This window comes from Kitasatospora sp. NPDC053057, assembly GCF_044546945.1.
Lineage (GTDB): Bacteria > Actinomycetota > Actinomycetes > Streptomycetales > Streptomycetaceae > Kitasatospora.
The window spans coordinates 63,254-83,303 of record NZ_JBITZP010000018.1 but is presented as its reverse complement, the minus strand read 5'-3'; the positions used below and the strand labels follow the sequence as shown (position 1 = coordinate 83,303).

At 75.2% G+C, this 20,050-nt stretch carries 21 protein-coding genes; 9 read left to right on the top strand and 12 right to left on the bottom strand.

The genetic code is table 11. From position 1 onward, the window contains the following. Window positions 1-359: 359 nt before the first annotated feature. A complete protein-coding gene (locus tag ACIG5E_RS20245; protein WP_396535109.1) occupies window positions 360-1,214 on the bottom strand; it encodes a siderophore-interacting protein in 855 nt (284 codons plus the stop codon). Window positions 1,215-1,305: 91 nt separating this feature from the next. On the opposite strand from ACIG5E_RS20245, the gene ACIG5E_RS20240 reads away from it, so the two are divergent. Further along, entirely contained in the window at window positions 1,306-2,067 is a 762-nt protein-coding gene (locus tag ACIG5E_RS20240; protein ID WP_396535107.1) for a TetR/AcrR family transcriptional regulator, read from the top strand. Window positions 2,068-2,129: 62 nt separating this feature from the next. On the opposite strand, the gene ACIG5E_RS20235 is transcribed toward ACIG5E_RS20240, so the two are convergent. Then, complete coding sequence (locus ACIG5E_RS20235; RefSeq protein WP_030278751.1) at window positions 2,130-2,327, bottom strand: hypothetical protein; 198 nt, start codon at window positions 2,325-2,327, stop codon at window positions 2,130-2,132. Between the two features lie 242 nt (window positions 2,328-2,569). Here ACIG5E_RS20235 and ACIG5E_RS20230 point away from each other — a divergent pair, with 242 nt between their 5' ends. Both ACIG5E_RS20230 and ACIG5E_RS20225 read left to right on the top strand, forming a co-directional pair. Continuing rightward, entirely contained in the window at window positions 2,570-3,943 is a 1,374-nt protein-coding gene (locus ACIG5E_RS20230; RefSeq protein ID WP_396535105.1) for a D-alanyl-D-alanine carboxypeptidase family protein, read from the top strand. Between the two features lie 40 nt (window positions 3,944-3,983). Next, window positions 3,984-4,397: a PPOX class F420-dependent oxidoreductase gene (locus ACIG5E_RS20225; protein ID WP_396535103.1), complete on the top strand. Its 414-nt coding sequence runs from the start codon at window positions 3,984-3,986 to the stop codon at window positions 4,395-4,397. A gap of 5 nt (window positions 4,398-4,402) precedes the next feature. Here ACIG5E_RS20225 and ACIG5E_RS20220 read toward each other — a convergent pair whose 3' ends face one another. Continuing rightward, entirely contained in the window at window positions 4,403-5,182 is a 780-nt protein-coding gene (locus tag ACIG5E_RS20220) for an MBL fold metallo-hydrolase (protein WP_396535101.1), read from the bottom strand. A 148-nt stretch (window positions 5,183-5,330) separates the two neighbouring features. On the opposite strand from ACIG5E_RS20220, the gene ACIG5E_RS20215 reads away from it, so the two are divergent. From ACIG5E_RS20215 to ACIG5E_RS20200, 4 genes are read left to right on the top strand one after another with little or no spacing between them, the layout of a single operon-like run. Then, entirely contained in the window at window positions 5,331-5,789 is a 459-nt protein-coding gene (locus tag ACIG5E_RS20215) for an NTP pyrophosphohydrolase (protein ID WP_396535099.1), read from the top strand. Between the two features lie 26 nt (window positions 5,790-5,815). After that, window positions 5,816-5,977, top strand: coding sequence for a hypothetical protein (locus ACIG5E_RS20210; protein WP_396535097.1), 162 nt, complete (start codon window positions 5,816-5,818; stop codon window positions 5,975-5,977). Next, a complete protein-coding gene (locus tag ACIG5E_RS20205) occupies window positions 5,974-8,226 on the top strand; it encodes a heavy metal translocating P-type ATPase (RefSeq protein ID WP_396535095.1) in 2,253 nt (750 codons plus the stop codon). Before ACIG5E_RS20210 ends, ACIG5E_RS20205 begins: the two co-directional genes overlap by 4 nt. Further along, on the top strand, window positions 8,223-8,798 hold the full coding sequence (locus ACIG5E_RS20200) for a copper chaperone PCu(A)C (RefSeq protein WP_396535093.1): 576 nt from the start codon (window positions 8,223-8,225) through the stop codon (window positions 8,796-8,798). Before ACIG5E_RS20205 ends, ACIG5E_RS20200 begins: the two co-directional genes overlap by 4 nt. Window positions 8,799-8,856: 58 nt before the next feature. On the opposite strand, the gene ACIG5E_RS20195 is transcribed toward ACIG5E_RS20200, so the two are convergent. Beyond that, window positions 8,857-9,714 carry a universal stress protein gene (locus ACIG5E_RS20195; protein WP_396535091.1) on the bottom strand — a complete coding sequence of 286 codons (858 nt, stop codon included), beginning with the start codon at window positions 9,712-9,714 and terminating at the stop codon, window positions 8,857-8,859. A 192-nt stretch (window positions 9,715-9,906) separates the two neighbouring features. Between ACIG5E_RS20195 and ACIG5E_RS20190 the strand changes: the two genes are divergently transcribed. Then, window positions 9,907-11,304: a GAF domain-containing protein gene (locus tag ACIG5E_RS20190; RefSeq protein ID WP_396535089.1), complete on the top strand. Its 1,398-nt coding sequence runs from the start codon at window positions 9,907-9,909 to the stop codon at window positions 11,302-11,304. A gap of 96 nt (window positions 11,305-11,400) precedes the next feature. Here ACIG5E_RS20190 and ACIG5E_RS20185 read toward each other — a convergent pair whose 3' ends face one another. The 8 genes from ACIG5E_RS20185 to ACIG5E_RS20150 all read right to left on the bottom strand — a co-directional run bounded on the left by ACIG5E_RS20185 (window position 11,401) and on the right by ACIG5E_RS20150 (window position 18,457). Further along, window positions 11,401-12,135 carry a response regulator gene (locus ACIG5E_RS20185; RefSeq protein WP_396535087.1) on the bottom strand — a complete coding sequence of 245 codons (735 nt, stop codon included), beginning with the start codon at window positions 12,133-12,135 and terminating at the stop codon, window positions 11,401-11,403. A 172-nt stretch (window positions 12,136-12,307) separates the two neighbouring features. Beyond that, window positions 12,308-13,186, bottom strand: a complete 879-nt coding sequence (locus ACIG5E_RS20180) for a virginiamycin B lyase (RefSeq protein WP_396535085.1) — start codon at window positions 13,184-13,186, stop codon at window positions 12,308-12,310. 70 nt (window positions 13,187-13,256) lie between these two features. Beyond that, window positions 13,257-14,339, bottom strand: coding sequence for an AI-2E family transporter (locus tag ACIG5E_RS20175; RefSeq protein ID WP_396535083.1), 1,083 nt, complete (start codon window positions 14,337-14,339; stop codon window positions 13,257-13,259). An 81-nt stretch (window positions 14,340-14,420) separates the two neighbouring features. Continuing rightward, window positions 14,421-15,512 carry a winged helix DNA-binding domain-containing protein gene (locus tag ACIG5E_RS20170; protein WP_396535081.1) on the bottom strand — a complete coding sequence of 364 codons (1,092 nt, stop codon included), beginning with the start codon at window positions 15,510-15,512 and terminating at the stop codon, window positions 14,421-14,423. Continuing rightward, the gene (locus ACIG5E_RS20165) at window positions 15,509-16,237 is read right to left on the bottom strand and encodes a glycerophosphodiester phosphodiesterase (protein ID WP_396535079.1); all 729 of its coding nucleotides are present in this window, start codon (window positions 16,235-16,237) and stop codon (window positions 15,509-15,511) included. The genes ACIG5E_RS20170 and ACIG5E_RS20165 overlap by 4 nt, the downstream gene beginning before the upstream one ends. Then, window positions 16,234-16,671, bottom strand: coding sequence for a hypothetical protein (locus ACIG5E_RS20160; RefSeq protein WP_396535077.1), 438 nt, complete (start codon window positions 16,669-16,671; stop codon window positions 16,234-16,236). Before ACIG5E_RS20160 ends, ACIG5E_RS20165 begins: the two co-directional genes overlap by 4 nt. A gap of 50 nt (window positions 16,672-16,721) precedes the next feature. After that, a complete protein-coding gene (locus tag ACIG5E_RS20155; protein ID WP_396238723.1) occupies window positions 16,722-17,138 on the bottom strand; it encodes a molybdopterin-binding protein in 417 nt (138 codons plus the stop codon). Window positions 17,139-17,251: 113 nt separating this feature from the next. Then, the gene (locus tag ACIG5E_RS20150; RefSeq protein WP_396535074.1) at window positions 17,252-18,457 is read right to left on the bottom strand and encodes an ROK family transcriptional regulator; all 1,206 of its coding nucleotides are present in this window, start codon (window positions 18,455-18,457) and stop codon (window positions 17,252-17,254) included. A gap of 173 nt (window positions 18,458-18,630) precedes the next feature. Here ACIG5E_RS20150 and ACIG5E_RS20145 point away from each other — a divergent pair, with 173 nt between their 5' ends. Further along, complete coding sequence (locus ACIG5E_RS20145) at window positions 18,631-19,863, top strand: MFS transporter (protein ID WP_396535072.1); 1,233 nt, start codon at window positions 18,631-18,633, stop codon at window positions 19,861-19,863. Window positions 19,864-20,050 lie beyond the last annotated feature (187 nt).

The window sequence follows — 20,050 nt, the reverse complement described above, 5'->3', positions numbered from 1 at the left end:
CGTCCCGACAGCGGTCGCATTCCAGCGCATCCGACACGACCACGACAAGGGGGGAAATCCCCATCAGAAAGTAAAAATGACCATCGGAAAGTAAAGTACACAGTATAAATCCGGCCGCGTCCGCCCCTTTTTCACCGATCAGGGACGGTCAGAGAACGGTGAGAACTGACCGATCGACCAGCAAAAGTGCCAGTGGCGAACTCTGGCCACAGGCGGAACCTCGCCACCGGCTGCCTACTTGTCGACACTGCGACCCTTCCTTCCCCGTCGACCACGGTCGAAACAACGCACTGCGGCGCCGCCGAGCGGGCGCCGGGGAGTTCGTCCACGCACCCCGGCCGCCCGACGGTTTCCGTCCGTCAGGAGAAGGCGGCCAGCCGCTCCCGGGCGTCCGCCAGGTCCTCGGCCGTCGGGGCGTCGTCCTGGGTCAGTCGGTGCCGCCAGTACCCGGTGAAGTCGATGTCCTCCTTCGGCACCCCCCGCTCCTCGACCAGGCACCGGCGCACCGCCCGCACCGCCCCCGCCTCCCCGGCCAGCCAGACGAAGGGCTGACCGCCCGGCAGCACGCCGCCCCGGAACGCCTCGGTCAGCACGCTGCCCGGGGCCGCGCCGTCGCGGTACAGCCACCGCACCTCCAGCTCGGCCCGGCTCCGCAGCTCCTGACGTTCCGCCCGATCCGCGACCTCGATCCAGGCATGTGCCCGCACCCCCTCGGGCAGCGCCTCCAGCAGCGTCGCCATGGCCGGCAGCGCCGTCTCGTCCCCGGCCAGCAGCACCCAGTCGGCCTCCGCCGCGGCCTCGGCGAACGGGACCGGCGGGGCGTACAGCGCGGACGGTCCGACCAGTCCGAGCCGGTCCCCCGGCGCGGCCCGCAGCGCCCAGGCGGCGGCCGGACCGGTGTCACCGTGCAGCACGAAGTCGACCTCGATCCGGCGGGTGCCGGGGTGCCGGCGGCGCAGGGTGAAGCTGCGCAGCAGCGGGCGCTCGGCCTCGGGGATCGCCAGGTAGGCCTGGTACCAGCCCATCGGGTCGTCCTGCTGGGCGGGCAGCACCGGCCGGCGCTGCCCGGGGCGCGGGAAGCAGAGCTTGAGCTGCTGGTCGGGCGCCGTGCCGACGGTGTCGGCCAGGGCCTCGGCCTCGAAGGTGACCCGGGCGGTGCGCGGCGTGATCCGGTCGACCGCCACGACCTCGACGAAGGTGACGGGCAGTGTCATCGCGAAACCCCTTCGGTACGGAATCCTGATAACCTTACGGCATAAAGAGTTGCCGCCGGGTGGTTACTTTACGCCATAAGGAGTTGCCTGGATGACCGTCTACGCCGGGCAGGGAGACGCCGATCGCTCACTCGCCCTGCTCTGGGGCCGGGCCGAGGAACCGCGCACCGGGCGCAGCGGCCCGAAACCGGGCCTGAGTGTGGACGCGATCGTCTCCGCCGGAATCGCGGTGGCCGACGCCGAGGGGATGGCCGCCCTGTCGATGCGCGCCGTGGGCGAACGGCTCGGCCGCACCGCGATGGCGCTCTACACCTACGTACCCGGCAAGGCCGAACTGCTCGACCTGATGCACGACCGCGCGCTCGCCGAACTCCCGCACGAACTCCCGCTGTCGGACGGCTGGCGGGTCGCCGTCACCGCCTGGGCCGAGCAGCTGTACGCCTGCTACCTGCGCCACCCCTGGGTGCTCCAGGTCTCACAGGCCCGCCCCGTCCTCGGCCCGGCCGAACTCGCCGCCATGGAAAGCCTGTTGACCGCCCTCCAGCCGGCCGCACTGGCCCCGGACCAACTGCGCGGGGCGGTCGCCGCGCTCTGGCAGTTCGTCCGCGGCACGGCCGCCACCACCGCCGACGCGCGCGGCGCGGCGGCCGCCACCGGCGTCGCCGACGAGGACTGGTGGAACGCCCGCTCGGCCCGACTCGCCGAACTGGCACCGGACTTCCCGCAGCGCTTCCCGCTGCTGACCGCCCTGCAGAGCACCGGCGGCGGCGCGCCCGAGGACAGCGGCCGGGAGGCCTTCCGCACCGGACTCGCGGTGCTGCTCGACGGGGTGGCCTCGGGGGCCGGGCGCTGAGCCTGGGGGCCCGGCGCTGTGCCTCGCGGGCCTGCCGGGTCAGCCCTCGCGGGCGTGTTGGTTCAGCCCTGGCGGGCGGCCGGGATCGCCAGCAGGACGCCGAGCACCAGCAGCACGGCGTACCCGGCGGTCTCGTGGCCGTCCGGCACCAGGAAGCGGACGAACCCGAACAGCCGGAAACCCCCGAGCCGGTCGGACAGCAGGCCGGAGCCGCCGCCCAGGATCAGCACGAAACCGAGGTAGCCGAGCAGGTTCTTCATACCCCTGAGCCTAGGAACCCGCCGCCGCCCGCCCAACCGACTTTCGGCGCGACCGGCGATCACCAAAGTCGCGGCCCCCTCCCCGGGTCGTGCCACTGGACACACGGGCACCGGAAGGGGCGGGCGGGCTCCGGAGGGGCGGGCGAGCTCCGCAAAGGGCTCACGGGCTCCGGAAGGGGCCGGTGGCTCCGGACGGAGCAGCAGGCACGGCGGCCCGGCGGCGGCGCCGGTACGTTCGCCGTGTGCAGCCAAAGCGTGTGCAGCAGAAGTCACCGTCCGTCACCAGGATCGCGGCCGCCTCCGCCGCCTCGGCCCTGGTGCTCGCCGCCGGTGCCCCGGCGGTCCTCGCCCAGGACACCGCCTCCTCCGCCGTCGGCGGGGAGCGGCTGGGCCGTTCGGACGTCCAGGTCGCGCCGCTGGCCGGAGCCCCCGCCCTGCCCCGCGAACTGACCGGCCGCTCCTGGCTGGTCGCCGACGCCGGCACCGGCGAGGTGCTGGCCGCCCGCAACGCCCACCAGCCGATGCCCCCGGCCAGCACCCTCAAGATGCTGTTCGCGGACACCGTGCTGCCCAAGTTCGACCGCTCGATGGAGCACCAGGTCACCGCGGCCGACCTCGCCAACCTCGGCGTCGGCAGCAGCCTGGTCGGCGTCAAGGAGGATCTGCCGTACCGGGTCGAGGACCTCTGGCGGGGCGTCTTCCTCAGCTCCGGCAACGACGCCGTGCACGTCCTGGCACACATGAACGGCGGCGTCCCGCAGACCGTCAGCGAGATGCAGGCCCGCGCCCAGTCGCTCCAGGCCCGGGACACCAAGGTGATCTCCCCCGACGGCTACGACATGGACGGCCAGGTCTCGTCCGCGTACGACCTCACCCTGTTCGCCCGCGCCGGGCTGCGCAACGCCGACTTCCGCTCCTACTGCTCCACCCGCACCGCGCGCTTCCCCGGCGGCCTGGACAAGACCACCGGCCAGCGCACCACCTTCGACATCGCCAACACCGACCGGCTGCTCGGCAAGTACCCGGGCCTGATCGGCGTCAAGAACGGCTACACCACCAACGCGGGCGCGACCTTCACCGGCGCCGCCGAACGCGACGGCCGCACCCTGCTGGTGACGGTGATGCACCCCCAGGCCCAGGGCAAGGTGTACGACGAGGCCGCCAGCCTGCTCGACTGGGGCTTCGCGGCCGCGGGCAAGGTCCAGCCGGTCGGGCAGCTGGTCGAGGACCTCGCCCCGAAGGCCGCCGCCGGCGCCACGGCCAGCACGGCCGGCACCCCGTCCGGCGGTGCCCCGCAGGCCGCCGGCGACGCCACGCTGCCGCCGTGGTCCCGCCCGCCCGTCCTCCACGGCAGCCCCGGGCTGGCTCCCGCCCTGTGGTCAGGGGCCGTGATCGCCACCGGTCTCGCCGTCTGGGGCACCGCCCACACCGTCGCCCGCCGCCGCGCCGCCGCCTCCGCCGCGTCTGCCGCACCGACGGCGATCAGGATCGTCGGCGGTCCCACCGGCGCCGGGACCATCGGCATCGGCTCCACCGGCGTCGGCGGCCGCAGCCACCGGCGGCTGACCCGCCGCGCCCGCGCCCTGCTGGGCCGCCGCTCCGGCCGGGCCGGCTGATCGGGGTAGCTCCCAGGCATCAGGGCCTAGAATTCCGGCCATGACCACGCCCGACCCCGCCGCCTCGGACCGGCTCGCCCGGATCGTCAGCCTCTCCTCCGGCAGCTACCTGCTCGTCACCACCTACAAGAGGGACGGCACCCAGGTGCCGACCCCGGTGTGGGTGGTCCGCGACGGGGAGGCCCTCGGTATCTGGACCGTCGCGGACTCCTGGAAGGTCAAGCGGATCCGCAACCGCGCCGACGTCCTGGTCGGCCCCTGCGACGTCAAGGGCAACCCGACCGGCGAGCAGTACCCCGCCACCGCCGAGATCCTCGGCCCCGAGCGCACCGCCGCCTACCGCACCCTGCTGCGGCAGAAGTACGGCCTGCTCGGCGTGCTCACCCTGCTCGGCAGCCGACTGCGCCGCGGCGAGCGCGGCACCGTCGGCATCCGGATCACCCTGGCGGACTGACCGCCCTACGGGTGCGGGTTCGCCGACACACTGGGCACGCCGGCGAACTCCCACTCCGGGCTGAATCGTTCCTCCATCGCGTCCGCCAGGGCGTTCAGGGCGGCCTCGCCGTCCCCCTGGAAGGAGGAGCCGTGCATCACCGCCAGGGTGCGCGGGCGCAGCTCGGCCAGGGCGCGCAGCGCGGCGGTGGCGGCGGTCAGGCAGGAGGTCTGGCGGAACAGCTGCTCGGCCTGCAGCGCGGGTTCGACCAGGTCGGCCCCGGTCACGGCCGGGCCGTTGCCGAGATGGGTGAAGAGGTCCCCGCAGAACAGGGTGCGGGTCTGCTCCTCGAACAGCACCCGCGCCTCCCAGCCGTGCGGCACGTGCGGGGTATTGATGTTGCGCAGCCGCCGACGCACCTGCCGCCCGCCGAGGTCCAGCACCTCGCCGTCGTCCATCGGCACTGGCGGGCGGTCGGCCAGGTCGTTCAACGACACCAGGCAGCCCAGCGTGTTGTGCGCCACCTTGGCGTGCGGCGCCGCCGCCAGGAACTCGTTCATCGCCCCGCACTCGTCCGCCTCGACATGCCCGAAGGTCACCCAGCGCAACCGCTCCAGCGGCACCACCCGGCCGATCGCCTCCGACACGACGGGGAACAGCTGCCGCATCCCGGTGTGGAAGATCAGCGGCTCCTCGGCGTCGACCAGGAACTGGTTGAAGGTGAATCCGGCGGGCGGGGCGATCTCCGGGACGTGGGTCGAGACCCGGTAGATGCGTTCGGCGATCTCGTCGATGCGGGTTTCCATGGGCCCGTTGCCTACCGGTCCGCCGCACCGGCGCCCGGCAGGCGCCTGCGGACATGCCGCCGGTGTCGCCGGTTCGGCTGAGCGTCGGCCCGGCCCGCTGCCGTCCGGTGACGCCCGGCCGCCGCGCGCCGTGGCAGGCTTGGCGGCCATGGAACAGTACGAGGCCGCGCCGCCGCTCCTGTTGGTGGTGGACGGCGCGAACGTGGTCGGTTCGGTCCCGGACGGCTGGTGGCGCGACCGGCGCGGCGCCGCGGAACGCCTGCGGGACTCCCTGGTCGGCGTCGCCGCGCGGGGCCTGCCGGGGCACCCCGGCCCGCTGGAGGTGGTGCTGGTCGTCGAGGGCGCGGCCCGGGGGGTCACCGGTCTGCCCGAGGTCCAAGTGGTGTCGGCGGACGGCAGTGGGGACGACCGGATCGTGGAACTGGTCCGCGAGGCCCGCGCCGAACATCCGGCGCGGGCCTGCCTGGTAGTCACCGCCGACCGCGAACTGCGCACCCGGGTAGGTGAGTTGGGCGCGGGCACGACCGGGCCCCGGAGTGTCCGGGTTCCCGGGATTTCGGAAGGTACGGGAACCAACCGCTCCGGTCGTCCGACTGGTGGGGCGTGAGTGCGAAATCGCCGGGTGTCCGGCCGTTGAGTGTGTTGGCGGGGTTCGCCCTGCTGCTGGTGGTGGTCTTCGTGGTGGCGTACGGGGTGGGGCGGCAGGCGGGGCCGGTGGCTCCGGGGCTGACGCCGAGCCGGGGTGGTGGTGCGTCGCCGGGGATGGGTGGGCACGACATGGGCGGGATGCGGTGAGCCCGGTCGCGGGGGCGGACTCCGGGGCGCTGGTGTCCACCGATCTGGCGGTCGGGGGGATGACCTGCGCCGCGTGCGTCGGCCGGGTGGAGAAACGGCTGGGCCGGATCGACGGGGTGACGGCCGGGGTGAACCTGGCGACCGGGCGGGCCCGGGTGCTGCATCCGGCCGGGGTGTCCGTCGAGGAGCTGGTCGCGGCGGTCGAACGGGCTGGCTACACGGCCGAGTTGGCGTCGGCCGGGGTGCCCGGAGGGTTGGCGGAGGAGGAGCCGGACGAGCGGTGGCGGCTGCTGGTCACCGCCCTGCCGGCCGTCCCGGTGCTGGTGCTGTCGATGGTGCCCGCGCTGCAGTTCACCGCCTGGCAGTGGGTGTGCTTCGCACTGGCCGTCCCGGTGGTGACCTGGGGTTCGGCGGGCTTCCACCGACGCGCCCTGCAGGGGCTGCGGCATGCCGCGGCGACCATGGACACCCTGGTCAGCCTGGGGGTCGTCGCCTCCTTCGGCTGGTCGGCGTACGCGCTGTTCCTCGGCGGGGCCGGGCAGTTGGGCATGCGGATGCCGTTCTCGCTGACCGCCGACGGCGGCGGCGCGGCGCACGTGTACCTGGAGGCGGCGGTCGGCGTGCCGCTGTTCGTGCTGGCCGGGCGGCTGCTGGAGGGCCGGGTGCGGCGACGCAGCGGGTCCGCGCTGCGGGCGCTGGCCGAGCTGGGCGCCAAGCAGGTGTGCGTCCGGGCGGAGGACGGTGAGGAGCATCTGATACCGGTCGAACTCCTGCTGCCCGGGCAGGAGTTCGTGGTTCGGCCGGGCGAACGGGTGGCCACCGACGGGGTGGTGGTCGAAGGCGGTTCGGCGCTCGACCTGAGCCTGCTCACCGGGGAGAGCGTGCCGGTCGAGGTCGGCCCCGGGGACCGGGTCGCCGGGGCCACGGTGAACGTCGGCGGGGCGCTGGTGGTACGGGCCACGGCCGTCGGCGCCGACACCCAACTGGCCCGGATCACCGCGCTGGTGGCCGACGCCCAGGCCGGCAAGGCCCGGGCGCAGCGGCTGGCGGACGCGGTCGCCGGGGTGTTCGTGCCCTGCGTGCTGACCGTCGCGGTGTGCGTGCTGGGCTTCTGGCTGGGGGCGGGCGCGGCCCCGCAGGCGGCGGTGACGGCGGCGGTCGCCGTGCTGGTGGTCGCCTGCCCGTGCGCACTGGGCCTGGCCACCCCGACGGCGCTGCTCGCCGCGACCGGCCGCGGCGCCGAACTGGGTGTGCTGGTGCGCGGCCCGGAGGTGCTGGAGAGCCTGCGCCGGGTGGACACCGTGGTGGTGGACAAGACCGGCACGCTGACCACCGGCCGGATGGAGCTGGCGGCGGTGACGGTCGCCGACGGCTTCACCGAGCAGCAGGTCCTGCGGCTGGCGGGCGCGGTCGAGCACCGCTCGGAGCACCCGATCGGACGGGCCGTCGCGGCGGCCGCCCGGGAGCGCTGCGGGGCCCTGCCGCCGGTGGACGGCTTCGCCGCCACGACCGGGCTCGGGGTGTCCGGCACGATCCAGGGCCGGTCGGTCCGGGCCGTCCGGCCGGACGGCGCCGCCCTGCCCTCGGAGCTCGCCCGGGCCGTCACGGCGGCCGGGGACGCGGGCCGCACCCCCGTACTGGTGGAGCTGGACGGACGGGCCGCGGCCGTACTGGCGGTCGGCGACACGCTGCGCTCGGGCAGCTGGCGAGCCCTCCACCGGCTGCGCGGGATGGGCCTGGAGACCGTCCTGCTGACCGGCGACGGCCCGGGCGCCGCGCGGGCCGTCGCCGCCGAGCTGGGCATCGAGCGGGTGCACGCCTCGGCCTCGCCCGAGCGCAAGGCCGAGGTGGTGGCCGAACTGCGGGCCGCCGGGCGGACGGTGGCGGTGGTCGGCGACGGCGTCAACGACGCGGTCGCCCTGGCCTCGGCCGACCTCGGGGTGGCACTGGCCTCCGGCAGCGACGCCGCGATCGGCGCGGCCGGGCTGACCCTGGTGCGCGGCGAGATCGAGGCGGTGGTGGACGCGGTGCGGCTGGCCAGGCAGACCCTGGCGACGATCCGGGCCAACCTGCTCTGGGCCTTCGGCTACAACCTGGTGCTGATCCCGCTGGCCGCCGTCGGGCTGCTGAACCCGATGCTGGCGGCGGTCGCGATGTCGCTCAGCTCCCTGCTGGTGGTGGGCAACAGCCTGCGGCTGCGCACCTGGGAGCCGGGGCGCGGGCAGCAGCGTAAGGGGGCCCGGCGGTGAGGGCAGCGGAGCGCAGCAAGGCGGCGGAGCGGTTCAAGGTGACGGAGCGCAGCAAGGCGGCGGAGCGGTTCAAGATGGCGGAGCGCAGCAAGGCGGCGGAGCGGCTCAAGCTGGCCGGCCCGCCGGTCGGTGCGGCGGCGCTCGCGCTGGCCCTGCTCACCGGCTGGACGGCCGTCGGCGGCGCCGGCGGCCCCCGCCCGATGGAGGCCGAGGCCGGCTGGCTGCTGCAGCCGACGGCGGGCGCGGCCTCGGCCACCGCGGCCTTCTTCACGATCCGCAACCCGGGCGATGTCCCCGACGAACTGACGGGCGCCAGCTGGGAGTTCGGCGGACCGATCACCCTGAAGCGCCACCTGCACCAGGGCGCGGCGGGCCGCTGGGAGCCGGTCTCCGCCCTGCCCGTCCCCGGCCGGGGCGAACTGGCGATGTCCCCCGAGGACGCCGACCTGATGATCGCCGCCCCGCCCCCGCTGAAGCCCGGCCAGTGGGTGGGCTTCACCCTCACCTTCCGGCACAGCCCGCCACTGCGGCTGACCGCCAGGGTCCTGCCGCCGGGCGAGCGCCCGCGCTGAGCCGACGGCCCGGTGGGCGAGGAACCGGTCGGGTTCCTCGCCCACCGGGCCGTCCGCGTCAGTCGTGCGGGACGACCGCGACCGGCGCCTCGGCGTGGTGCAGCGCCGCGTGTGCGACCCGGCCGAGCCGGGGCCCGATCTCGATCGGGCGGTGGCGCCGGCCGACCACCACCAGGGCGGCCCCGGCGGAGGTCTCTACCAGGCCGCGGGCGGCACCCAGCCGGACGTCCTCGACCACCTCGACCGCCGGGTGCTGCTCGCGCTGCCCGGCCAGGGCGAGCGTCAGCAGCTTCGCCTCCAGCGCCTCCAACTGCTCGATCTCCCCCGCCGGTACGGCCCCGCCCGCGTAGCCGAACAGCGGCGGCAGGTCCCAGCCGTGCACCGCCCGGACCCGGGCGCCGCGCAGGGCGGCCTCGCGGAAGGCGAAGGCGAGCACCGCCTCCTCGGGGGTGTGGGCGTCGACGCCGACCACCACCTCGCCGGAGGGCTCGTGGCCGGCTCCGGTCTCCCGCACCACGACCACGGGCGTGTCGCTGCGCCCGGCCACCGCCATGCTGACCGAGCCGAGCAGCAGCCCGGTGAAGCCGCCGCGCCCGCGCGAGCCGAGCACCAGCAGGTCCGCCTCCGCGGCGGCCGCCACCAGCCCGTCCACCGGGGCGTCCAGCACCGCGTCGGTGTGCACGGTCAGCTCCGGGTGCGGTTCGCGGATCGTGTCGGCGGCCTCGGCCAGGATGCGCTGGGCGGCGGCCGGCAGGTCGTCGGACTCGGCGAAGGAGGACACCCCGTCGGTCAGCCACGGCCAGGCGTGCACCAGTCGCAGCGTCGCCCCGCGGCGCCGCGCCTCCTCGGCCGCCCACTGGGCGGCGGCGGTGCTCGCCGGCGAGCCGTCGACCCCGGCCACCACGGTTGACGTCATCAGAGTTCCTCCACTGTTCGGTGCCGGGGACGGCGCGCGCTGACGCCCCGTCCGCTCTGCTCCCACCCTGTCGTCCGCCGACGGCCCGCCACCAGAGGCCGCAAGCCCCCTGCCCGCGGGACGAAAGACCCGACGGCCGGAACACTACGGGCGACCCCGGCCTCCACCCCGCCGACACCCGGGCACTACCGTGTGGACACGACATTCCCGCTGGTCGGACTGCGCCCGAGCCGGTCCGGCCGGTCGGCCTCGGTCGGCTTCCCGCCCGACCACCCGCCGATGCACACCTTCCTGGGGGTGCCGGTGCGGGTGCACGGCGAGGTGTTCGGCAACCTCTACCTGACCGACAAGCGCGGCGGGCTGGACTTCGACGAGGACGACGAGGCCGTGATCGCCACCCTCGCGGTCGCGGCCGGGGTCGCGATCGACAACGCCCGGCTGTACGAGGAGGCGCAGCTGCGCCAGCGCTGGCTGCGGGCGAGCACCGAGATCACCCGCAGCCTGCTGTCGGGCGCGCCGCGCCTGGAGGTGGTCGAGCTGATCGCCCGCCGGGCCCGGGAGATCGCCGGCGCCGAGCTGGCGGACGTCTCGGTGGCGCTGGCCGGCCCGGAGGAGCGGGCCGAGGAGCTGGCGGTGGAGGTCGCGCTCGGCGCCGAGCCCCCGGCCCGGCTCGGGGTGACGGTGCCGGTGGACGGCACGCTCTCCGGCGCCGCGTACGCCTCCGGCTCGCCGGTGACCAGCGACGAACTGGCCTCCGACGCGCGCTTCGCGGCCGGTCCGGCGGGCCGCTTCGACGGGCTGGGCCCGGCGGTCGCGGTGCCGCTGGGCACCGGCACCGGGTACGGGCGCGGCGTGCTGCTGCTGGCCCGGGCGCAGGGGCAGCCCGTCTTCGGACCGGAGGAGACCGGCCCGCTGCTGGGCTTCGCCGACCAGGCGGCGCTGGCCCTGGAGCTGGCCGAACGGCGGCGCGACGCCGAGCAGTTGAACCTGCTGGAGGACCGCGACCGGATCGCCCGGGACCTCCACGACCTGGCCATCCAGCGGCTGTTCGCCACCGGGATGACGCTGCAGAGCGCGGGCCGGCTGATCGACAGCCCGGCCGCCGCCGACCGGGTCGCCCGCGCGGTGGCGGACCTGGACGAGACCATCAAGATCATCCGCTCGACCATCTTCGGCCTGCGCGCCCACAGCGAACCCGACCGCGGCCTGCGCGCCCGCGCCACCCGGGTCGTCACCGAGGCGCAGGGCCCGCTCGGCCTCGCGCCCCGGCTGAGCATGGAGGGCCTGCTCGACACCGACGTCCCGCAGGAACTCGCCGAACACGTGGTCGCCGTACTGGCGGAGGCCCTCAGCAACGCCTCCCGGCACGCCCGCGCCACCCGGGTCGAGGTGACCTTGCGCGCCCTGGCCGGGCGGGTGGTGCTCAGCGTCGAGGACGACGGGATCGGCATCCCCGAGGGAGGCCGGCGCAGTGGGCTGCGCAACCTCGCCGAGCGCGCCGAACGGGCCGGCGGGGCCCTCACCCTCGGCCCGGCGGACGGCGAGGGCGGCGGCACCCGGCTGGTGTGGGAGGCGCCGCTAGGGTCGTGACGCGCTACCTCGGCGACAAGCACACCGAACTCACCGCATTGCTAGAGGAGTTGGGGCTCAAAATCGCCCCCACCACGATGCTCGGCGCCAGTCCCCTCAGCCCGTCGGCCGGCCCCGGCCGGCGCGCAGCGGGGACGACTGGACGGCGGCGGACTGCCGCAACTCGGTGGCGATCAGCGCCGCCTGCACCCGGCGCTCCACGCCGAGCTTGGCGAGCAGCCGGGAGACGTGGTTCTTCACCGTCTTCTCGGCGAGGTAGAGCCGCTCGCCGATCTGCCGGTTGGTCAGGCCCTCCCCGATCAGCGCCAGCACCTCCTGCTCGCGCGCCGTCAGGCCCGGTCCGGCGGTCACCGGCCGGGCCGGCTCGGCGTCGCTGCGCAGGCGGTTCAGCAGCCGGGTGGCCGCGCCGGGGTCGAGCATCGAGCGGCCGGAGGCGACGGTCCGGACGGCGGCGACCAGGTCGGTGCCGCTGATCTGCTTCAGCACGTACCCGGCGGCGCCCGCCATCACGGCGTCCAGCAGCGCTTCCTCGTCGTCGAAGGAGGTCAGCATCAGACAGGCCAGGTCGGGCATCCGCGACCGCAGCTCACGGCAGACCGTCACCCCGTCCCCGTCCCCGTCGCCCAGCCGGACGTCCAGCACCGCCACGTCGGGCCGCAGCGCCGGTACCCGGACCAGTGCCTGTGCCGCCGTCGCGGCCTCCCCGACCACCATCAGGTCCGGCTGGCCGTCCAGCAGGTCGTGCACCCCGCGACGCACCACCTCGTGGTCGTCCAGCAGGAACACCCGGACCGGCGCCGAAGCCCCGGCACCCTCCGCCATGGTCGCCATCACGCGGCTCCGCCCTCGTCACCCCCGCACACGAACAGCGGGGCCCACCGCATCATCCCCCGGGTGGCGGTACGGGCCCAGGGCCCAACGACCCCATTGCGGCTTTTCTCGATCCAGCGCTGCCGTTCCTCCGCCTGCTTGCGCCTGCGCGCCCGTTGCCCCGGCACGGGGTTCAGCCCGCCAGCCGGGCGATCTGCCCGCGCTCCAGGGCCGCGTACACCGCCCCGTCCGGGCCGACGGCGATCCCGTGCGGTTCGGCGCCGGGGCCGGGGATCGGGTGGCCGTCCAGCCGTCCGTCCGGGGTGAGCACGCCGATCCGGCCGGCGCCCCACTCGGTGAACCACAGCCGGCCGGTGGGGTCGGCGGCGATCGCGTGCGGCTTGGCCGCCCGGTCGGCGAGCGGGTACTCGGTCACCTGCCCGTCCACCGTGATCCGCCCGACCAGTCCGCCGCCGATCCCGACGTACCAGAGCGCCCCGTCGGCCCCGGCGGTGATGCCGACCGGCGCGGTGCCCTCCGTGGGCAGCCGGTGGACGGTCACCTCGCCCCGGACGCTCACCCGGGCGATCGCGTCGGCCTGGTTGAGGGTGCACCACAGCGCGCCGTCCGCCCCGGCGGTGATCAGCGAGGGGAAGGCCCCGGCCGACGGCAGCGGGTACTCGGTCACCTCTCCTTCGACGGTGATCCGCCCGACCCGATCGGCGTTGAGCTCGGTGAACCACAGCGCCCCGTCCGGTCCGGCGGCGATCCCGTACGGCCCGGCGTTCCCGGTCGGCAGCCCGAAGGACGAGACCTCGCCGTCCATCGTGATCCGCCCGATCCGGTGGTCCCGCATCCGGCTGAACCACAGCGCCCCGTCCGGCCCCGCGGTGATCACCGAGGGCCCGCACCCCGGCGCCCCCAGTCCGAACCGCTCCACCGCCCCGTCGGCGGCCAGCCGCCCGACCTCCCCGGCGTGCACCAGGGTGAACCACACACCTCCGTCCGGCCCGACCACCACCCCGTACGGACCGTCCCCCGCGCCGGCCACCTCGAACAGTTCCACCCGCACCCCTCCATCCCTATCGCGACTCTCGTCGCATTAGCGATGCTCGCACACCCGCCCTTCCTGGGCAACCGACTTACTCGCGCCCGTCCGCCAGCCCCCGCAGCACCGAGATCACGCCCATGCCCGCCGCGCACACCGGCACCGCCAGCAGGGCGCCGATGATGCCCGCGATGCCGGAGCCCGCCACCACGGCGACCATGATGGTCGCCGGGTGCAGCTCCACGGTGCGGCTCTGGATGACCGGCTGGAGGATGTTGCCCTCGATCATCTGGACCGTCAGCACCACGCCGAGCGCCCACAGCGCCGTCCCGAGGCCGCCGTCGGCCAGCGCGACCAGCACCGCCACCGTGCCGGACAGGAACGCCCCGACGAACGGGATGTACGCCCCCATGAAGACCAGCGCACCCAGGCCCGGCGCGCCGGGGACGCCGAGGGCGAGCAGGCCGATGGTGATGAAGCCCGCGTCGATCAGGGCGATCAGGGTGGTGCCCCGCATGAAGCCGGCCATCGCGTCGAAGGCGCGGTCGGCGCAGGCGACCACGGTGTCGGCGCCGCGCCCGGGCACGGTGGCGCGGATGGCGTCGCCGGTGCGGTGGCCGTCGCGCAGGAAGAAGAACACCAGGGCCAGGGCCAGCACCCCGCCGGTGATCAGCTGGGTGAGCAGGCCGAGCCCCGAGAGCACGCCGTTGGTCAGCGTCGAGACCAGCGAGTTGGTCTCGCCCTTGGCGTTCTCCAGCGCGTGCTGGATCTTCGCCCCGAAGGGCCCGAGCCACTGGGCCAGCCGCTGCCCGGCGGCCGGGAGCGAGGCGGCGATCTGCGGGGCGCTGTGCACCAGGGAGTTGACCAGCAGGGCGATCACCCCGACCACCGCGACCACCAGCACCAGGCAGGTCAGCCCGGCCGCCAGGCTCCGGCCCACGCCCCGCCGGACCAGCCAGGGCACCACCGGATGGAGCAGCGAGGCCCCCAGCAGCGCCAGGATGAACGGCACGGTGGCGGCCCGCAGCTCGACCAGCGCGAAGACCACCAGGGAGCCGACGGTGATCAGCAGGATCACCGCCACCGACCAGGCCGCCGCCCACCGCACGGCGGGCGGCAGCATCAGGTACGGCCTGCGGTGGTCGGGCTGCCCACCGGGCGGGCGCTCCACGGACACGGCAGCCTCCGGCGGGGGTCGTCGTTGAGTCCGAACCGACCCATCTCAACAGAGAATCTGACGATCCGCCCGTTGTGGCGGCTAGCCCACCGCCTCGATCCGCACCGCCCCGGACCCGCCCCCGCCCGCGAAGGCCAGCACCCGCTGCGCCTCCGCCTCCGCCGCCTCGCGGTCCGCCCGCGCCAACCGGACGAACGGCTGGACGGCCACCTCCTGATCCCCCGTCAGCCGCCACGTCCCGGCGACCAGCCCGTCCACCAGCAGGGTGCCGAGCACCAGCCCGTTCTGGGTCATCACCCGCCTCTTGTACTCCTCCGGCAGCACCCGGCTCCGGTCGGCGTGCGAGAGCAGCAGGTTGTCGAACGGCGCGAGCAGCCGCACCGGCGCCGGGGCGTCCGGCTCGGGCCTCGGTGCCTGCGGCAGGTCGTACAGCAGCCGGCCCTGCTCGTCCCGGAAGGTCAGCAGCCGCGGCGCGAGCCGCCCCAGCACGGGGCCGAGCCCGGTGCGGCCGCACCACTTCCTCAGGTCCGCCGCACTGGCCGGGCCGAAGGCCGCGAGGTAGCGCAGCACCAGGCCGTCCAGCGCGGGCGAGGGGTCGAGCGGGCGGCCGAGCCAGGCCTCGGCGGTGGTGTGGGCGGCCGGGCCGCCGCGCCCCCACAGCCCGCGCGGCGGCACCTGGACCAGCGGCAGCAGGCACCGTGCGGCCTGGGCCAGCGCCGCCGGGTCGCGGTCCGGGCGGGTGGCCGCCAGCAGCGCGCCGAGCCGCTGGAAGGTGCGCGGCTCCTCCTCGACCAGGGTGCGGGCCTCGGCGGCCAGCGCGGCCAGGTCGAGCCCGGCCAGCCGCTTGCCGTAGGTGCTCTGCAGCGCCTGGTCCAGGACGGGCTGGAGCAGCGGGCGCAGGGTCAGGCAGTCCTCGGCGGTGACCAGGTGGATGGTGCCGCGCTGGAGCGCGATCCGGACCACCGCCCGCTGTTCGATGAGCTCGGTGAGCTGCGGCGGGGTGAAGCCCTCCAGCCGCGAGAGCAGCCCGAGGTACGGCGGCTGGGGGACGGCCTGGGCCTGGAGGCCGCCGAGGTGGTGGATGACCTCCAGGGGTGCCCGGTCGGTACGGGCGAGCAGGTGCTGACGGGCCAGCAGGGCGCGGCCCAGCGCCCGGGTGCCGAGCACCGTCACCGGCGGCCGTCCACGACGGAGCGCAGCACGGAGATCCGGTTGGTGGTGATGGAGGCGGCCCCGGTGTCGCGCAGTCGGCGCATGGTGCGGCGCAGGTCGGCCGTCCAGGTGGAGACGGCGAGCCCCTCGTCCGCCGCGGCCTCGACGAACCGGGGGGTGACCAGGCCGAACGGCGGGTTGAGGAAGCGCGGGCGCAGGTCGCGCAGCAGGGCGGGCGAGGGCATCCGGGGCTGCTTCCAGGTGAGCGCGATCTCGGCGTCCGGGCTGAGCTCGCGCACGGCGAGCATGGCGGTGGTGGAGCCGCAGAAGGCGACCAGTCCTTCGGCGCCGAGCTCGGTGACGACGGACCAGGTGGCGGCGGCCGGGCCGGGTTCGTCCAGGTCGATGAGCAGGCGCGGGCCGTTCGCGGCCGCCACGGCCTTGATCGCCTCGGCGAGGGTGGGGACGGCCAGCGCGCCCTGGCGCAGCTCGTCCAGCTGCTCGGTGGTGACCCGGCCGATCGAGCGCGGGTCGCCCCAGAGCCGTTCCAGGGTGGGGTCGTGCAGCAGCACCGGCACCTTGTCGCGGGTGAGCTGGACGTCCACCTCGACGGCGTCGGCCCCCGCGGCGAGCGCGGACTCGACGGAGGGCAGGGTGTTCTCGCGGTGGCGGTACGGGTCGCCGCGGTGGGCGACGGCGAGCACCGGACGGCGGTCGGCGGGGGCGGCGGGGTCGGCGGGGCTCATCGAATCCTTCCGGACAGCCAGGGGGTGAGGTCGTGGACGCCGAGGGCCTCGCGGTAGCCGGCTTCCCCCGGGACGGTGACGATCAGGGTGGTGGAGGGCGGGAAGGTCCGCGCCTTGACGTGTACCAGGCCGGACCAGACGGAGTTCAGGAAGGCCGGGACGCTGTCGCGCGGGACGTCGAAGGGGATGCCCTCGACGGTCACGGTCACCTCGTCGTGGCTGAACAGCCGGACGGCGGTCCGCGGGCTGCCGTCGAACTCCAGCAGCGCCTCGTGCGGGATGGCGTCCGGTCCGTCGTCGTGGCCGACCAGTCCGGCGAAGGTCTGGTCGCGTCCGATGTCGTGCTGGGCGCGCACGGTACGGCCGTGCCGGGCGGCTACCGCTTCGATCGCGAACACGGCGCTCTGGGTGGTCGGCAGGTGCGGGGGCGGCATCCGGGCCTCTCGGTCGGGACTCGTCGTCGGCGGGTATCGGCGGGGAGGGGCTAGCGCCGTTCGATCATCACATTGGTCGACTTGATGACCGCCGTGGCGGGCGCGCCCGGCACCAGGTTCAGCTCCTCCGCCGACTCCCGGCTGATCAGCGACACCACCCGGAACGGCCCGGCCTGCACCTCCACCTGCGCGGCCACGTCGCCGAGCACCACGTGGGTGATGATCCCGGGGAAGCGGTTGCGCGCCGAGGACGGTCGCCCCTCTGCCTCGGCGTTCTCCGGCCGGGCCAGCTCGCGGGCGAAGGCTGCGAGCTCGGCGCCGGGGATGATCCGGTGCCCGTGCTCGTCGCGCACGGCGGCGAGCCGCCCGGCGTCCACCCAGCGCCGCATGGTGTCCGCGCTGACGCCGAGCAGCGCCGCCGCCTCACCGATGCGGTACGGGTTCACCGGCACCTCGGGCTGGCCCATGTGCGACTCCTGACGGTGGTTCGAGGTACGGGGTACGCGCCCCCCGTCCGCCATCCTGCCGTACCGGGGACGCCGACGGGAAACGGCCCCGGACCAGCCCACGGGCGCGGACGCTAGGGTTCGCCGAACAGGTCCCGCCGCACGGCGTCCCCGGCGGTGAGGACCGCCCCGGCGAGCACCGCCCCGCCGCCCGCCGTACCGGCCCGCACCTCGGTGCGCAGCGGGGAGAACCCGGCCAGCCGCCGTTCGACCCGGCCGGCCAGTTCGGCGCCGCCGGCCCGGCCGATCTCGCCGCCGAGCACCAGGCAGCCGGGATCGAGCACCACGCAGAGCGCCGCCGCGCCGAGCGCGATCCGCTCGGCCAGCTCGTCCAGGAACGCTTCACCCGCCGTGCCGGCGGCCAGTGCGGCGCGCACGGCGGCCTCGGCGGCCGACGCGTCCCCGGCCGGGTCGGCGGGCAGCCCGTGGGCCCGGGCGAGTGCGCAGATGGCGGCGCTGCCGACCAGGCCGTGGAAGCCGCCCTCGCAACTGTCGGCGGTGGGCAGCCCGACCGTGCCGGGGACGGGCAGGAAGCAGATCTCGCCGGTGCCGCCGGAGAAGCCGCGGCGCAGCCGCCCGTCCAGGATGACGGCGGCGCCGACGCTGTGGCCGAGCCACATCAGCACGAAGGTGTCGCGGTCGCGCGCGGCGCCGACCCGGTACTCGGCCCGGCCGGCCAGGTTGACCTCGTTCTCCAGGATGACGTCGGTGCCGGGCAACTCCCGTAGTGCGGCGAGGAGTTCGGCGTGCCAGCCGGGGAGCTTGCCGGTGCTGTGCAGTCGGCCGGTGGCGGGGTCGACCAGGCCGGGGGCGCCGACCGCGATCGTGTGCAGCTGCTCGACGCCGGCGCCGCGCGCGGTCTCCAGCAGGGTGCGGACGATCGTCCCGGCCGCGCTCTCGGCCGACGGCCCGGCAGCGCCCTCGGCAGACGCCTCCACCGGCACCTCGGCGGTGGCGAGGGTGCGCCCGGCGAGGTCGGCGACGACCAGGCTGACACCTCCCTCGCGAACGTCGAAGGCGGCGATGTGGGCGCGGGAGGCGACCAGCGCGTAGAGCCGGGCGTTGGGGCCGCGCCGCTGTTCGCCGCGTTCGCCGACGACGGCGACCAGGCCGGTGCGCTGGAGGCGGTCGAGCAGGTCGGCGACGGTCGGCCGGGACAGGCCGGTGAGGTCGCGCAGCTCGGTCGCGGTGAGCGGGCCCTGTTCGAGCAGGAGGTTGAGCGCCAGCCGGTCGTTGATCGCCCGGGCGGTGCTCGGCGTGGCCGTACGCGCGGTGGTCATGGCCGATCATCCTTCCAGAGTGTTTCTATCAGGGTCCCTTCCTGATAATTTATCGAACCGATCGCACGATCCGCCGGACGGACGACTCCGCCGCGCGGACCCATCGGCCTGCACGTAGACCACCCACAGGGCACCGTCGCGCCCCACCACGCGCGACCGGGAGGGAACGCCGCATGACAGTCACGACCCCCGAACCACTCGCCGACCCACGCCGCTCCCGGCTGAGCATCGCGCTGGTCTTCGGCGTGCACGGCGCCGTCAGCGGCACCTTCGTCACCCGCATCCCGTGGATCCAGGACCGGCTGGACCTCTCCCCCGGCCAGCTCGGCCTGGCCCTGGTGATGCCCGCCATCGGCTCCTCCCTCGCGATGCCGCTCGCCGGGCGCTTCGTCCACCGCTACGGCGGCCGGGCCGCGGTGCGCGGGCTGATCTCGCTCTGGTGCCTGGCCCTCACCCTGCCCGCGCTCGCCCCCTCGCTGCCGGCACTGTGCGCGGTGCTGCTCGCGTACGGCGCCACGGCGGGCATGGCGGACGTCGCGATGAACGCCCAGGGCGTGGAGATCGAGCAGCGGCTCGGCCGGTCGATCATGTCCGGGCTGCACGGGATGTGGAGCGCGGGCGGCCTGCTGGCCTCCGGCTTCGGCATCCTGGCCGCCCACCTGAACCTCGACGCCCGGCTCCAACTGGCCGTCACGGCACTGGTGCTGCTCGCCCTCGCCCAGCCGATCTGCCGGAGCCTGCCGGATCTGCGGGCGCCCGAGGAGGCAGAGGAGCCGCCGCGCTTCGCCCTGCCGCCGCGCAGCTCGCTGGTGATCGGGCTGGTCGGCTTCTGCGCGGTGTTCGGCGAGGGCGCCTCGATGGACTGGAGTGGCGTCTACCTCAAGGACATCACCGGCGCCTCCACCACCCTCGCGGCCGCCTCCTACACCGCCTTCTCGCTCACCATGGCGGTCAGCCGCCTGGCCGGGGACGCGGTGATCCGCCGCCTCGGCGCCGTCCCGGCCACCCGGCTGGGCGGGGCGATCGCCACCCTCGGCGGCGTCCTGGTGGTGGCCGCCGACCACCCGGCGCTGGCCATCCCCGGTTTCGCCCTGATCGGCGTCGGCGTCGCGGTGATCGTGCCGCTCGCCTTCGCCGCCGCCGGACGGATCGGCGGCAACCCCAGCCAGGCCATCGCGGGCGTCGCCACCGTCACCTACACCTCCGGCCTGATCGCCCCCGCCGTGATCGGCACCCTCGCCCAGGCCACCTCGCTCACCGTCTCCTTCGGACTGGTCACCCTGCTCGCCTTCGCCCTGCTGCTGAGCGCCGGGGCACTGCGCCGGGCCGAACCGAATTCCACCGACGGCAATGCGGCCGCGATGTCACCGAAAAACACGTCCGGAAAAGATCTCTCCACAATATGATCGACAATTCACCGGGGAATTCCCGCTGATGTCGCCGGCCGTCGGGCGCGCTCCAGCGTCCGCGCCGTCGCCGCCCCGCAGACGTCCCACGCTCAGGACCGGAGTCCGGCCGTCCGGACGAAGGCCGGCTGGTACGCCCCCGGCGGGACCATCCACCGACGGACCGCCCCGCGCGCCGAACGGAGTG